The sequence below is a fragment of the Persicobacter diffluens genome (assembly GCF_036244895.1).
Taxonomy (GTDB): Bacteria; Bacteroidota; Bacteroidia; order Cytophagales; family Cyclobacteriaceae; genus Persicobacter; species Persicobacter diffluens.
Map to the genome: position 1 here is coordinate 288,755 of NZ_BQKE01000003.1, position 14,745 is coordinate 303,499.

General features: G+C 40.0%; 12 protein-coding genes. 4 read left to right on the forward strand and 8 right to left on the reverse strand.

The genetic code is table 11. The features are described from left to right. Positions 1-94: 94 nt before the first annotated feature. A complete protein-coding gene (locus AAA970_RS20655; protein ID WP_338238783.1) occupies positions 95-1,015 on the reverse strand; it encodes a universal stress protein in 921 nt (306 codons plus the stop codon). Between the two features lie 61 nt (positions 1,016-1,076). After that, positions 1,077-1,799, reverse strand: coding sequence for a tetratricopeptide repeat protein (locus tag AAA970_RS20660; RefSeq protein ID WP_338238784.1), 723 nt, complete (start codon positions 1,797-1,799; stop codon positions 1,077-1,079). A gap of 312 nt (positions 1,800-2,111) precedes the next feature. Here AAA970_RS20660 and AAA970_RS20665 point away from each other — a divergent pair, with 312 nt between their 5' ends. Further along, positions 2,112-3,983, forward strand: a complete 1,872-nt coding sequence (locus AAA970_RS20665; RefSeq protein WP_338238785.1) for a GAF domain-containing protein — start codon at positions 2,112-2,114, stop codon at positions 3,981-3,983. A gap of 1,350 nt (positions 3,984-5,333) precedes the next feature. Here AAA970_RS20665 and AAA970_RS20670 read toward each other — a convergent pair. From AAA970_RS20670 to AAA970_RS20695, 6 genes are all read right to left on the reverse strand, one after another. Continuing rightward, positions 5,334-6,833 (reverse strand): sodium-dependent transporter, encoded by a 1,500-nt coding sequence (locus tag AAA970_RS20670; RefSeq protein ID WP_338238786.1) that lies wholly within the window; start codon positions 6,831-6,833, stop codon positions 5,334-5,336. Between the two features lie 12 nt (positions 6,834-6,845). After that, the gene (locus AAA970_RS20675) at positions 6,846-7,430 is read right to left on the reverse strand and encodes an LOG family protein (protein WP_338238787.1); all 585 of its coding nucleotides are present in this window, start codon (positions 7,428-7,430) and stop codon (positions 6,846-6,848) included. A 202-nt stretch (positions 7,431-7,632) separates the two neighbouring features. Then, entirely contained in the window at positions 7,633-8,049 is a 417-nt protein-coding gene (locus tag AAA970_RS20680) for a DUF2147 domain-containing protein (protein WP_338238788.1), read from the reverse strand. Between the two features lie 456 nt (positions 8,050-8,505). Continuing rightward, positions 8,506-9,678, reverse strand: coding sequence for an ABC transporter permease (locus tag AAA970_RS20685; RefSeq protein WP_338238789.1), 1,173 nt, complete (start codon positions 9,676-9,678; stop codon positions 8,506-8,508). Positions 9,679-9,691: 13 nt separating this feature from the next. Next, positions 9,692-10,645, reverse strand: coding sequence for an HlyD family secretion protein (locus AAA970_RS20690; RefSeq protein WP_338238790.1), 954 nt, complete (start codon positions 10,643-10,645; stop codon positions 9,692-9,694). Positions 10,646-10,668: 23 nt separating this feature from the next. Beyond that, positions 10,669-12,075, reverse strand: a complete 1,407-nt coding sequence (locus AAA970_RS20695; RefSeq protein WP_338238791.1) for a TolC family protein — start codon at positions 12,073-12,075, stop codon at positions 10,669-10,671. A gap of 273 nt (positions 12,076-12,348) precedes the next feature. On the opposite strand from AAA970_RS20695, the gene AAA970_RS20700 reads away from it, so the two are divergent. From AAA970_RS20700 to AAA970_RS20710, 3 genes are all read left to right on the forward strand, one after another. Next, positions 12,349-12,648 (forward strand): rhodanese-like domain-containing protein, encoded by a 300-nt coding sequence (locus AAA970_RS20700; protein WP_338238792.1) that lies wholly within the window; start codon positions 12,349-12,351, stop codon positions 12,646-12,648. A gap of 859 nt (positions 12,649-13,507) precedes the next feature. Next, positions 13,508-14,347, forward strand: a complete 840-nt coding sequence (locus AAA970_RS20705; protein WP_338238793.1) for an RHS repeat-associated core domain-containing protein — start codon at positions 13,508-13,510, stop codon at positions 14,345-14,347. Continuing rightward, positions 14,344-14,703 (forward strand): hypothetical protein, encoded by a 360-nt coding sequence (locus tag AAA970_RS20710; protein WP_338238794.1) that lies wholly within the window; start codon positions 14,344-14,346, stop codon positions 14,701-14,703. Before AAA970_RS20705 ends, AAA970_RS20710 begins: the two co-directional genes overlap by 4 nt. The last annotated feature ends 42 nt before the right edge of the window (positions 14,704-14,745 follow it).

Below are 14,745 nucleotides of genomic sequence, written 5' to 3' on the forward strand. Positions count from 1 at the left end.
ATTAAAAATCAAACCTAATCCTTAACAAATGCTAATTTTCTTAATTCTAAAAACAAATTTGCTATTTCAGGATATTCTCAGGCAAGCTGCCCGTTTATATTTTGAAGAAAAAGTCTACCATATCAAATGTTTTCTTTTTGTCTTTTACCACAAAAATGATTTTATCTTTTACATTCTCTAGAAGATCCTTGGTTCTGGATCCCATTAAAAAACGTGTTAACTTCGTTCTGGCTTGGGTCCCCATAACGACAGCATGGCAATCAGATTCATTAATATAGGTGCTTAAATCTCTGACCAGGTCCGCCCAATCCGCCACATATTTTTGGGTGAGCTTATTAACGTCCTTTTCAAAATGATTATCATGAAGGAATTTATCCAAAAGCTTCTGTTCGTTTTCCTTCATTATTTGTGCAAACTCCTTAGCGCTTTTTCCGGAAAATGAATATCCCTGAGGTAATGTATAAGCATTCAAAATTTCCACTTTAAAATCCTGTCCGTGGGAACTGTTATTTCTTAGGTATTTCGTGAACTCAATCGCCAGTTTGGATTCTTCTCCACCATCTACCGGCAACATGAAATACTCCAGTTGATTAAAATCACAAACAGGAGGAATGAACAATATGGAACATGGAGCCAAATTTAAAATGCCATATAAATTGGTTTCCTTGATCCCCTTTTTTCGACCAAAAACCAATAAATCTGCATTCTTTACTTTTTGCCACTTTAAAAATTCTTCCCTCAACTCCCCTTCTTTGACCATAAAATCCAATACAGTGGGGTCTCCCTCATAGAATTTTGACACTTCTTCACGCATTTTCTTCTTTAGAAATTCATCTAAAGGAATCCCGTTGCGTTCCGTATTTCCGTAGTGGGGATGATTCAAATCTCGAATAATATGGAGCAGATGTATACTATCAAAATTAAAAATAGCCTGAAGCTTATCCAGGGCCGAAAGTACAACAGCATCTGAGGTGGAAAAATCTAGACCAACAATAACTCTTTTAAATTTGTCCATAATACCGGGGCTAACGTAAAAAAATAATTATATAAATATATACGGAATATCAAGTCAGCAGTTAGGGCCCAAAATTAGCTTTTTTTGTTTCGGTAGACAGGTCATTAAGCATCTGAATGGCAGGCTTCAAACCAGCATTTTTAGCTTTTTCATAATGAAGCACTGCCTTTTGAATATCCTTCTCCACCCCCATTCCATTATGATACACTTGCCCTAAAAGAAATTGGGCCTCACCGCTTCCCTGAAAAGCAGCGGTCTCCAACCAATAAAGTGCCAGATCAAGATTATTTTTATTCTCAATACCTTCCTTAAGGTAATATTTACCCAGGAGAATTTGAGCATCTGTATAATTTTGGGTGGCGGACTTTTTCAGCCATGCGACCGCGTCTTGTTTATCGTAAACATCACTGTGCGATTCATATTCTTTACCCAGATAATATTGGGATTCGGCATCTCCATATTCTGCGGCCATCTGCCACCAATAGTAGGCTTGATCCAAATCCTTTTCAACCGCTTCGCCTTTGGCATACAATTTCCCCAGTTGTTTTTGCGCACCAGTGTGCCCCTGAAGCGCTGCAATTTCAAGGTGGTGAATGGCAGTATTCAAGACGCCGTCATTTAAAGATTTCTCTTCCAGCTTACGCATTCCGGAGAGGAACATCCGGTCGGCACTAATGCTGTATTTTAAGGTTACAGGCACTTCAAATACCAATAAAAGGGTAAAGGTTAGGCAAATAGATAATATGGCTATATTTGCTCTAACAAACCATAAATTGCTGGTCATGTAGAATGTAGTTTTTTAGCATAAATCACTTATTTTATCTTTAAAAGTCCATTAACACCTTTCTTGTTTAGCCCCTTACCCCATGCCAATTACCAAATAATAAGGGATTTGACTAAAATAATAGTATTTATGACCAACTAACTTACGAGTAAGAAAATTAATTGTATTTAAGCAAGCAGAACCGATATCTCAAGTAATAATTTTATTAAAATTAATGGGTTTAGTAATATTTTGGTAATGGAAAGAAAATTATGAATTAACCTGCCTATCCTAAGAAGATGATAATTTAGCGGAAAATATATTCATCCAATTATGACCTTTCAATTCGGAAATGTCCGACAAAAATTCATGGCGGCCTGCTCAGTAATGGTATTGATTTCCTGCCTTAGCGGAATGCTTTCCTATTATTTATTTGTCCGAAACAATCAGCTTAATTATACGCAATCAAATTTACACGAGCTGGAGTCACATTACAAGACTGCTCTAAGATATCAATTATTATTTCAAACAGAAGGAAGAAAAAATCCGGAATTCTATACCCAGGGCACTACAGCTGAAATTGAAAAGGTAGAGTCTTCCATTGCTCAAATGGACCTACTCATTACTCAGCTGGAAAATGATGAAGTCATTTTGGCAAACCGTGTAGAATTTAAAATTAATCGGATTTGGATTTTATTACAACAATATAAAGACACTTTTGAGCAGCTGAAAAGCACCTACCGTAAAAGAGGATTTAAGGATTATGGCCTTGAAGGAGACATGCGGGGGGCCATACATCCTCTTGAGGAAACTAGAACCTTAGCAGAAAAAAAAGAAGTATTAATGCTCCGCCGGCACGAGAAAGATTTCATGCTCAGGGGAGATTTAAAGTATCAGGATAAACTTCAAAAAACAGCGGCGGATCTCAAATCCCTAGTTAAAAAACAGCATAGGGAGTCAACTTATATTGGCAAAGTGACCGATGGAATAGAAAATTATGTGGCCCACTTTAATAAGCTTGTGGCCATAGAACAAACCATTGGTCTGAATCAGGATCAAGGGCTACAGGGAGATATCAAAAGCATTTTCAAACAAATCACACCTGTATTAGAGGAAGTATCACTGGTGATTAATAAAAGGTCACAGCAGGTCAAGAATATCTCCACAATCGCCTTAGTCTCCTCCCTTTTGATCAACCTACTCCTTGGGGTAGCGGTCGCCTTCCTATTAGGCACCAATATGACCCGCCCCATAAAACTTTTAAATCAGGCGGTCAAGGGCATCCTGGAGGGAAAGAAAGGGCATAATGATTTACTGAACCAAATAAAGACTAAAGATGAAATTGGTTCGCTTGCCAAATCTTTCAAGAAGATGATTGCACAGATCAACAAACAGATGAGCGAGATCAATGAGCAAAAGGAAGAGCTTCAAAAAGCCTTTGAAGAAGATAATAAAAGAAAGTGGGTAATGCAGGGCATTAATCAAATGCATCAAATCACTAAAAAGGATAGAGGTTCTGTGAATGGCATTTGTGATCAATTGCTGAAATTCATGATTGATTATATTGATTTGAATCAGGGGGCAATTTTCATCCGTAAAATTGCTAATGAAGAACTCGGGGTACTGCATAGCCATATGGCTTTAGCAGCATGTTATGCTTACAACCGAAAGAAATTCATAGAAAAAGAAATTCTTCCGGGAGAAGGCTTGGTCGGAACTTGCTGGCAGGAGAAAGAAACCATCGTACTCACTGATATTCCTGAAGATCACCTGGCCATTACTTCCGGATTAGGAGAATCAATGCCGCGCCACTTATTTTTAGTACCGATGGTTTACAATGAACAGGTCGAAGGAATAATTGAAGTGGCCAGCTTCCATGAAATGGAAACCCACCATATGGAACTCATTAAGGAAATGGCCAATCATCTGGGGGCCAATTTAGCCTCAGCCTTTAGCCGGGAGCAGACCCAAAAATTATTACAAAACTCCCAACAACAAGCCGAAGAGCTAAAAGCCCAAGAAGAAGAATTGCGCCAAAATATGGAGGAACTGGAAGCGACACAGGAAGAAATGAAAAGGGTCTCGGAAGAAAAAGTCCTGACTATTGAAGAACTCAGGAAGCAAATAATCCGGAAGGACGAAAAGATTGAAGTACTCAAATCAAAATTGAATTTAAATACAGCACAACTATTAAATAATTATTGATTGAGTGGTACTCACTTTTGCCCGGATTATTCGTGCTTAAATTCTAGTGTAGCTGCAGGCCGGGAAAAGGAGGGAATAGTTCCTATTTCTTTTTTTCCAAGGAAGCAGATGAATGAGTAGAGCGCAAGCTTGCCCAAATTTAGGTGAAAAAAATCAGCAAACGCTATTTTTACCAGACTGAAATTAAGCCACTTAAAGCAAACCACTTCAACTAGCAGAGCAAAATTTTGGCTGAAACTCAAAGAAAATAGCCGGCACCGAAGAATTTTTATACCAGAAGAACCCTTATTCCGCTGGCGTATGCTTTTATTTCAAAAATGAAAAGAGCAGCGGAGGAAACATATATCAACGAAGACCTCTTCATCTGAATTACTTACTAACAGAATTGATAAACCCCAATAAAGAGCGTCACATCATGATGTTGGTTTTCTGGAGGATTTTCTAACAGAACAAATTTGTGAAAGCTTGATTTCTCCTCTTCTATTTTTCGTTTTAAAAAAATGAATTAAAGAGCTATACCCTCTGTTTTACCGCTATGCCACTAATGAAAGACTAATTCAGAAACAATTCATCCTAAACATTTCCCTGATGAACAATTCCTCCCATTCACTTTAAACCTCATTTTGGAACTGAAATCCGAAAATAAGCTGGCGAGACCTTCCCTGATATTGATCCTTTCGTGCTCAAATGAAAAACACGAGATGAATGATAAGGTCTAGGAGCCTGTCGGGTTACACGTGATTTCACTGGAATCACAAAATATTATTTTGACATGTCAGTACGCAGTGAGGTCAACACAGTTACAAATGCCATTTTTCAGGGATTTGATCGAGGCTTTTTCAATAAAAATATGAGCCTCCAAATAATATTTCGCTTAATAGACTAAATTGGTATAAATCCGACTAGCTCCTATTAGATTATTTTACCTGGAAAGTAGTATCGGAAGTTGTACTCATTTTCTGACTAATTAGCGCCGGTTGAACGCATTCATTCCTAAATTCCTCAACCCCTTTTTCGGTTCCTATATCATACAAAAGGAGGGCGCAGGTCACAAATCCTAAAAACAGTATAATTTTCTTCATATCAATCGCTTTAGTATCAGAATGTAAAAAAAAATCTCCTAAACAAAGCGCCTTACATGCAAATGAAGGATGAATGTAATGTTTTAGGTTTAAAATCTCATTTTTCCTTTTCAGCTTTCGATGCTAAATTCAGAAAATAGCCGAATGCGCCCATAACACTTCCTAAAATTAGGAACATACTCATCAAACTATCCCACTCCATAATATTTCGTCTTTAATCGTTTATTATCATCATATGATAGAGAAACTTTTCCCCTCGAAACCAAAATCAGGAAACAGCTCCCTTATTTTTCCCCTGGAAATATTTTCCCAAAATGCCTCCTAAGAACAGCACCAAAGCCCATTGCGTGATCACGGTGGCATTAGAATAAACATCCAGCCAATTCCAACTACCGGCTTCATCAAACCATGGATATTCACTGTAACCCTGGGATAACCACCAATAAATCAGGGCTAAGCCCATCGGAATATTCAAAACCACCACGGCCTTAAAAAAGCGAGTGGAAAATTGAAAATCACTATCCGGATCAATGTAGGATTGCTTAAACTTCTCCGCACCCACCCTCAATACGGCAAACATGATAAAGATCCCGGATAAAATTAAGCCAACCCCCCAAACCCAATCCTGGTTGGTGAAAATGTCCAGTGACCAAGCCGAAGGCGTTCCGAATATAAAGCAGAGTAAACCCACCATCACTAAAGCCTGATTTCGGGACAAGCCCATGTCGGTAATCAGTTTCAAAAACATTTCCAGCATCGTTAACAAAGAGGTGAAAGCCGCTAAGGTAAAAGCCGAAAAGAATAAAACAGACAACAACTCTCCACCCTGTATTTTGACAAAAAGGTTAGGGATAATAGTGAATGTTAAGGCCTGATTTCCGGACTTCAACAGCTGAATCGCAGACTGCGGATTTTCTGCTAAAGCAAAAACGGACGGCAAAATGGCCATGCCGCAAACCAGGGAAGCTAAATTATTCCCAAAACCGGAAATCATAATATTTAAGCTCACATCTTCCTTTTTCTTGGAGTAAGAAGCAATGGTCATAATTAACCCCCAGCCGGCCCCTGTAGACCAGGCGGATTGGGTGAGGGCCTCAATCCAGACCACGGGATTCATAAATAATTCCGAACGTATTTTAAACATATAATTCAACCCCTGAATACCATTTTCCTGATTCAGGGCTAAAATCATAATCAATATCAGCAATACAAAAAGAGTGGGAATCAGAATCCGGCTGGCTTTTTCCAAGCCTTTCTGGACCCCTTTCCATAAAACTAACATCCCTGCAGCTATGGCAAAAGCATGAAAGCCTATAGTGGTAAAGCTGCTATTGGACACCTCTCCCCAAAAATCCGAAAAATACTGCTCATTATAAATAATAGGGCCGGAATAACTGATAGCGTTCAAAGTGTACTCCAGAGACCATCCCCAAAACCGAATACCCCATGCCACAACTACGGAATAATAAAAAGCGATACCTAAAGTGCAAAACAATATAAAGAATCCCATCCAGCTAAACCTTTGGCCGGCGGTTGCAGCAAAAGATGAAATGACGTTTTTCTTATATTTTTTTCCAATAGAAAATTCCGCCATTAAAATAGGGATAGACCAAATGAGCAGAAAAAATAACCAAAGCACGATGAAAGTTCCACCATATTGACCCGCCAGTCTGGGAAACCGCCATAAATTGCCTGCACCCACCGCCATGCCCAGGGAAGTCAAAATTAAACCCCATCGATTACTAAATGCCTGATTATTTTCTGTCATATGCCATAAAATTTAATGATCGCCGCTTAAGTTAGACAAATGTTCTATCTTTTTCACCATGGTTTGACAATCTTCTTCCAGTACCACTCTTCCCAAAATTTGATCAGAGACAAAGCCTCCATCCGCCATTTGGTCAAAAAAGCGCATCAGATGGTCGTAATACCCATGAACATTATGCAAGGCAAAAAAGCGAGCATTATGCTGCCCGATACTATTGAAGGTCATCATTTCAAAGAGTTCATCCATTGTCCCCACCCCGCCGGGCAAACAAATACTACCAATGGTCAACTCACTGAGGACCTTTTTACGTTCGGCCAGATCCGCTACCTGATATATCTCATCTAACGATCGGTGCACTAATTCTCTTTCCTTTAAAAAAGGAGGATAAACCCCTAACAATCTGCCCTTTTGATGCATCACTCCAGAGGCCATCGCACCCATTAAACCGGAAGAGGAACCACCAAACACCACCTCCCAGCCAGCCTTGGCTAAAGCTGCTCCCATATCAAAAGCCATCTGTTCATACCTTTCATTGAGCCCCTTCTTTGAACCACAAAAAACGGCCACTCGCTTGGCTATCAGCCTTTGTTCATCCATGAAAATTTTCAGCTAAGTTTAAATATAATTATTGCGATATTATTTTTTTGAAGATGTAAATAGCCTGTTAAAGGCCATCCGTTTGGGGAGAAAGGAGTAGGAATATATTAAAAAAATAGCGGTGATTTCCACAAAAAAATCCGCCAATTCCTCTGCAATACTACCATCTTCGACTACCATTCCCCTTTTAATGCTACACCCCTTAGTTTACAAAATGCCAAATCTGCGTCTTATATAGAAAGCCCAGATATCCTCTTACCATTAATTTATCACCTTCTCTCCAGATCTTCCCATCATATAGTTTCCCATTTTCAGGTTTCAAAATTTGACCGTTCACCCATTCGGCTCCTTTCTTTTCCATCCCTTCAATAATGACCATCCCCAAAATGGGTTGATCTTTTTTATCTCCGGGACAAGCCTCGCATAGGGCCGATTTATCGTCTAAAAGGATCTCCACAATCTTACCATACATTCGTCCCTCTGACTCATAAATTTCGACTATGGCTTTCTCTTCTCCGGTTTCATCATCAACTGTTCGCCATTTTCCAAATGGACTTTGTTGAGCAAAGGTAGACAAAGACAAAAACATTAAAAATAGGGCTGATGCGAAAGTTTTCATTATCATTGGTGTATATTTTCCAGAAAGTAGTAAATATATAAACAAAAAAAAAGGTCATCATTCATATTGATCATAACCTTTATAAAACCTTACATAATTATACTTAAAGGTAGCTTAAATAGCAGTCTTCGGAAAAAAGGAATTGAATCAATCCCATCACTATTGTTAAGCCGAATTATTCACTTCTAAATTAAGCAGACCACCCTATAACGCTTATTCTCAGATCAATAACATTGAGTTTATTGATTGGTTAATAGCCCTAATTTTAGCCGGATTACTTGCCCTTCCTTCATCTACTTCATTGGAAAAAAACTTGAAACAGGGAACTATTCCTTCATTTTTCCCGACTTGCAGCTAGACGAGGATTTTAACAGGCATAATCCGGCTTAAAAAAATCACTGAAAATAAATGTTAGTTATTCAATCACCCTTCTGCCGACCATTTTTCAACACGCTCTTAACCAATCTGTTTTTCCGGCTTCACTCTTGAAGAATTAATCCTATAATAAACGACACCATAACTCAATACACCTAATACAAGCGCCATTAGTAATAGAATCTTTATTTCAGGCATAATGTCCTGCAATCCGGAACCATAAAAAGATAATTCTCTAAACGCCTCCAAAAAGTGCGTCAGTGGAATTAATTTACCGATAAAGGCCACGCCTGCAGGCATTTGAGACAAGGGCCAGGTAAAGCCGGATAACACGAAACTCGGAGTGGCAATGACCATCAGAATTTCTGTAGCTTTTAACTGATTGGGTATTGCCAATGAGACCAAAATACCCAGAAAGATAACCGGCAAAATAAAAGCCATCAAAGCCACACATAAAGCCCATAAATTATTCGCCAGCGGAATGTCAAATAAAGGGAACATTACCGCCAATGAAGCAAGCACAAATAAGCCGGTAATTAAAAAAGGCACAATTTTAACTGCGATAATTTTCAATGGGGACCTGGTAACACTGACAACTTCATGCCAGCTGGACTCTTCAAACTCCCGGGCAAAGGTCAATGCCACGGCCAAAAGAAACACCTGCTGAATAATGGTACCGATCATCCCGGGCCAGAGAAAACGCATATAATTGGCTGTCTCATTATAATATCTTTCATAGTTCACCGAAAAAGGCTCGTATTGATCCATAGCCGCGGCTGTTGGAATACCTGCTTTTTTCATAGCCTCCACTTCCACGCCCACCTGCAGGGTCTTCATCACATACTGAATGCCACGGGCAGAATAATTAGCCGTCACAATATTAGCCGTATTGATCCCCACCGTAACCTCCGGATTGCGTTTTTGCAAAATATCAGCCTCAAAACGATCCGGGATCGTCACCACCGCTTTGTACTGATCTGACTTCACCAGCTCCTCCAAATATTCATTATCATACTTGACCAGCTCCACCACCAATACTTCATTATCATCCAGCAGATCAATCACTTTGGAAGAAAGGGCGGTCTGGTCCAAATCCACCACCAAAATCGGTAAATCCACTGCCGATCCCTTTTCATACACCACCCCAAGTAACAAACCGTACAAAATGGGCGCCCCGAAAAAAATGGCCATAACTACGGAGTTGGTCGCCATTTTTTTAAACTCCCTTTTGATTAAAAAAAGAAAATCTTTCATTACGCTCTTTTATTTATTTCAACAAAGCGTTGGTGTTCACTAATAATTCATTGGCCGCCGCAATATCAATTGGCTGAATTGCTAACTCAAAAGAGGCTTCCCCCAATCGATTGGTAGGGTAAGAGGTGGTGCGGTCGGCATATTTCGTCAGCTCGGAAATTTTACGCACTTTCCCTTTAAATTCTTTCTGAATATAGGGCACATAAACCGTCACTTCCTGCCCTTTGCGATACTGATTCACCTCAGACTCGGGCACCGTAAACCTGAAATAAATGCTATTCGGCTCCCAACCTACAAACAGGCTGTAGCCGGCCAGAGAAAGCTCCCCCTCTTTAAGGGTAATGGTATTGATTTGCATATCTTTTGGCGCAATCACAAAGCGCTCTGCCTCTGCCACATTTGCCAATTCCACCGCCCCTTCGGCACGCTGCAAAGTACCGAGCGCCATCCGGATTTTCTCATTTCTTACGCCTTTTTCTACTTCCTTCTTCTTGGCCAAAACGCCCTCATATTGCGCTTTTGCTCCTTCCAGTTTCATTTTGATCTCATCAAACTGTTGAGCCGTAATCAATGAATCTTTATACATATTCTCCATTCTGGAAAATGACTTTTTCGCATATTCATACTGCTCATTAACCGCGCTTAGTTTCGCCTCCACCTGCTTTAATTGTTCCGAAGTCGCCCCATTCAAAGCCATTTCATATTGCGCTTTGGCGGCAAATAGAGCGCCCTCCGCCTGATGCTTTTTGGCTTCTACTTCAGGTATATCAATAATGGCCAGGGTATCTCCCTTTCTGACATAATCCCCTTCTTCTACCAAAAACGCTACAATTCTACCTGGTACTTTAGGTGCAATAGACAAAGATGATTTCTTCACTTTACCTCTTACCCCCTCGATCTTCTGCTGAGGATTACAAGCGGCCAAAACGCCCAAACCAGCTAAAACGATATATTGAATTGATTTCATGATGAATTAAATGCTGAATTATATTATTGAATGTTTTCTAAATGCAAATTACCGGTAGCCTCCAAAAGCGCGATTCCTGCTCTTCTTTGCGCATAAATGGCTTGATTCAGTTCCATTTCAGTTTTTTGTAAGTCGGTTAAAGCTTCCAGTAATTCATTTACCGTCGCCAAACCTTCACCGTATTCCTTTGATCTGATTTGCAAACCGAGTTGCGCCTTTTCACTTTTCTTCTGAAGCACTTCAATTTTTCCGGAATTAACCTCATAATCTACCTTCGTCTTCTCCAAAGCTAAGCCCATCAAATCCCGGGCATCATCCAGCTGATTTTGAGCAATCTGCCGATCTATCTTGGCACGTTGTCGTTCATGAGCCGTATGAAAACCGTCAAACAATTCCCAGGTAACCCCTACCCCGACCATATTCAATGGATCAATGGTAGCGACATCCTCAATCTTAATATACTGCTGTGTACCGAAGGCCATCGCCTTGGGTAAATAGCCGGAAATTGTTGATTTTACCTGATATTCCCTAGCCTTAACCACCTGTTCCAGGGCGGCCAATTCCGGTCTTGCGCCAATGCCATTTTCACCATTGACATCTACCCATACTTTCAGATCTACCTTCATCAATTTCAAAGTAGCCATATCTTCCCCGGTCAGTTGATGTAGTCGATGAAGTACTAATGCCCGGTTCCCCTCCAATTCTACTTCACGGGTATCTAGGTCCAAAGCGGCGATTTCTATTTTCTGAAAATCATATTTGGTGATTAAACCATTGGCCATGGCCGCCTCTGCACGCTTTCGCTGTTTATCCAGTAATTTACGACCATCTTCCAACACCAAAGCGGAAGCTTGAATCATCCCCAGTTTATCGTAATAATCACTGACCTCCTTCATCACCTCCCCCTGATGACGACTGACCATAAACTGCTCCGCCATCATTTTATGATCTAAGGCTTTGGATAAATAAGTCACCTTCAAACCACTAAACAACACCATACGCGCATTGATCCCGGCATTCCAGATGTTCATATCATTAATAGAGGCGCCCAGGGTCTCTGGCATAGGCCCCATCTGCCCCAGCATTGCCTCCAGCATACCCCCTAATTGTGGAGGAAGAATCGGTATTAAACTACCAATGGTACCGCCCAAACCTAATAATGCTTCCGGGGTTGGGATATCATATACATTTAAATTGGCATAGGAATATCCTCCATTCACCGATATTTTAGGAATAAAAGTCCCCCAGGCCTGTTTCTTTTGAATTTGAGTTTTATGATAGCCCAATCGAAGATTTTCCAGCTCTCGGTTTTGTTGAAGGGCTTTTTGAATTAATTCCTGAAGTGGGGTATTGGAGGCTTCCTGCCCAAATCCCAAAAAGGGCAATAACAACAATAAACCACTCAAAATAAAAAAACGTCTTTTTTCCATTTCTGACTTTCACCTTATTTATGAATACCACACAAAGGTAAACCTAAAAATGAAATTAAGAAACCGAAATATCATTTTGAGTTCCCTTTACGGAAACCAGAAAGTCATAAAACTTATAAAAGCGAGCTCCAATTAGCCTAAAAAGGAAACCATCTAAAATTTTTAAAAATGAATTTTTTTTCATAACTCAAAATTGATCCCAATTTCCTTAATGTAACCTTAGTCACTGTATCCCCCTTTGGGCCTCCCTACCTTTATAAAAAAAACAAGAACATGATTCAACAATTCAAACAATTCCTGGGATTCGGCTCAAATGTAGATTATCAAGAACTTATTGAAAATGGAGCCAAAGTAGTGGACGTAAGGTCTAGAGAAGAATATGCTAGTGGCCATGCGGAGGGCTCGCTTAATATTCCAGTCAATGAAGTTCCGCAAAAAATTCAGCAGATAAAAAACCTTAAGAGCCCCGTAATATTGTGTTGCGCTTCCGGCATGCGCGCCTCCAGCGTAATGGGCATCCTGAAAGATGCCGGCATGGAAGTGTATAATGCAGGCAGTTGGATGAACGTCTAACAGAAAAAAGAAAGCCTAAATTACAGAAAAGCGCGGTGGTATAATTCCATGGCGCTTTTTTTTCGCATAAAAGCATCTGGCAAATCCATTCGCTAAAAACAAGTCCAACAAGTTTATTTGTTCGCGAATACAATTCATTATAAAAAACACCTGCGACTTCCTGTTTCTTTTGCAAGCCAGCGCCCTTTCCGGTAACCTATTAAAAAGAGAGACCTTTTTAGGGGGCCTTTTGCTGACGCAAAACCAGGCTGGCGGCACTCGCTTTTTACCTGCGCCCGCTTCGCTTTAGGCGAGCCAAAAGAGCTCAAACAAACTGCCTTCATCCTTGGCCCAAATGCATTTGGGAAATCCCCATCAATCCAGCAATAACCAATGGAATACTACCCCACACGTCAATCAACTTGAGATTCTAATAGCTAAAGTAATCTTATCAATACACCCCGTAGATTTCATTACAAATAGAGACTCAATTTGATTTCTAATTTAATCGCTGCCGGACCAAAGTATTCCTTCCTGAATCAAATTGACGAATCTGACCCATAATTAAAATTTCTACCCGAAATAAGCCAGTAGTTCTAAAACGATTATTCCCCCATTGAGCCCAAAAGGACTAGTGGTTTAGCCCCAATAATTGCTACCACTCCTGCAAACTCATCACAAATTAATGTCGATTTAAAAAAAATGACATTCCGGCGGTCCGTAAAAAATTTATCTTGCGCTTCGGTTACAATTGATTGCACAAATCGAACTATTTTTTTTTAATGTCAACCCTTAGGCAAGCTACGCTACATTCACCTTTCCCTGATTTTATAAATCAGGAACGGCTAAAAAAAGACCACCAAAAGCAAAATCATCAATTTTGGCCAAACCATTATACCAACATCAATTACCGCTACAGCTACCAGGGCGAATCGCTGAGGACGAAACCGAAGAAAGCGGTTACAACGTCTTCGAAGCACGTTTGTACGATCCGGTGATTGGACGATGGATTTCCGTGGATCCCGCAAGGCAGTTTGCCAGTGGTTATGTGGGGATGGGGAATAATCCGGTGAATGGGGTGGATCCGGATGGGAGATGGTCGGATCCACCAAATGGGAAACACTCTAATCCCGAAATCACCTATGCAACCTTCATAATACCTACAGCTGAAGGTTTAAAACAGCAATTTAAGGAACAATTATTAAGGCCTCTGGAAATAACAAAAGCGTATCTTGATTTAAAATTTGCGAACAGACCGCATTTTATATCTGTTGGAGCCGGTTTTACAGGAATAGCAGGTGTAGGAGGAGGCGAAAGCGTAGAGTTGACGTGGATTACAGTGGGGCCGGAAGCATCACTGTTACCAGTTCTTTCTACCACCCCATCGGTTGGTACCGGGTATTCAGTAGATGCTACCCTTAATATAGGTGCTGCATATTATACGGGAAATACATCAGATGTTTCTCGGGATATGGTTACCACTTCTATTAAAGCAGGAGATGTTACTACTTGGATAGGAGGAGGCGTAGCGGCTGGAGGAAAACTAGGAGTCACTGGGACATTTACACCCCAACCCAATAATCAGGCAATTATTGGTGGAGAATTTAATTTTGGTGGAGGGTTACCTATGCCGTCTGGACCAGCTCCAATACCAGTAAATGGGGCAACTGGAACCAGCAATACTTTTATTTTATATGATTTTAACGATGTTTTACAATGAGATATTTTAAATTTATAATTGTAATTTTAGTAATAATTTTCATAATCCTGCAAAGAAGGTCTGTTACCAAAAGAGGGGAAGAAGGTTATGCACATTCTTTTAATTCGGAAATAAAGGATATAGTAAAAAAGATTCACTCAAGTGCTGGAATAACATATGTTATAACTCATTCTTCAGGAGAATTTCCTTTTTGGATAAAAAACGACAAGAATTGTGACGGCAAACTGTTTAAGCAATTTGTCGAAAAAGGTGACTCAATTATTAAAGAAACGAATACGAAATATTTCCTTATAAAGAAAAGTTCAGGTCAAAGTTGCACCTTTAATTTTAAAGATTTATCTCCAACTAATCTATAGTCTCCACTGGTCGTAGTCCTCGCTTGCTGAACTTCAAAGTCT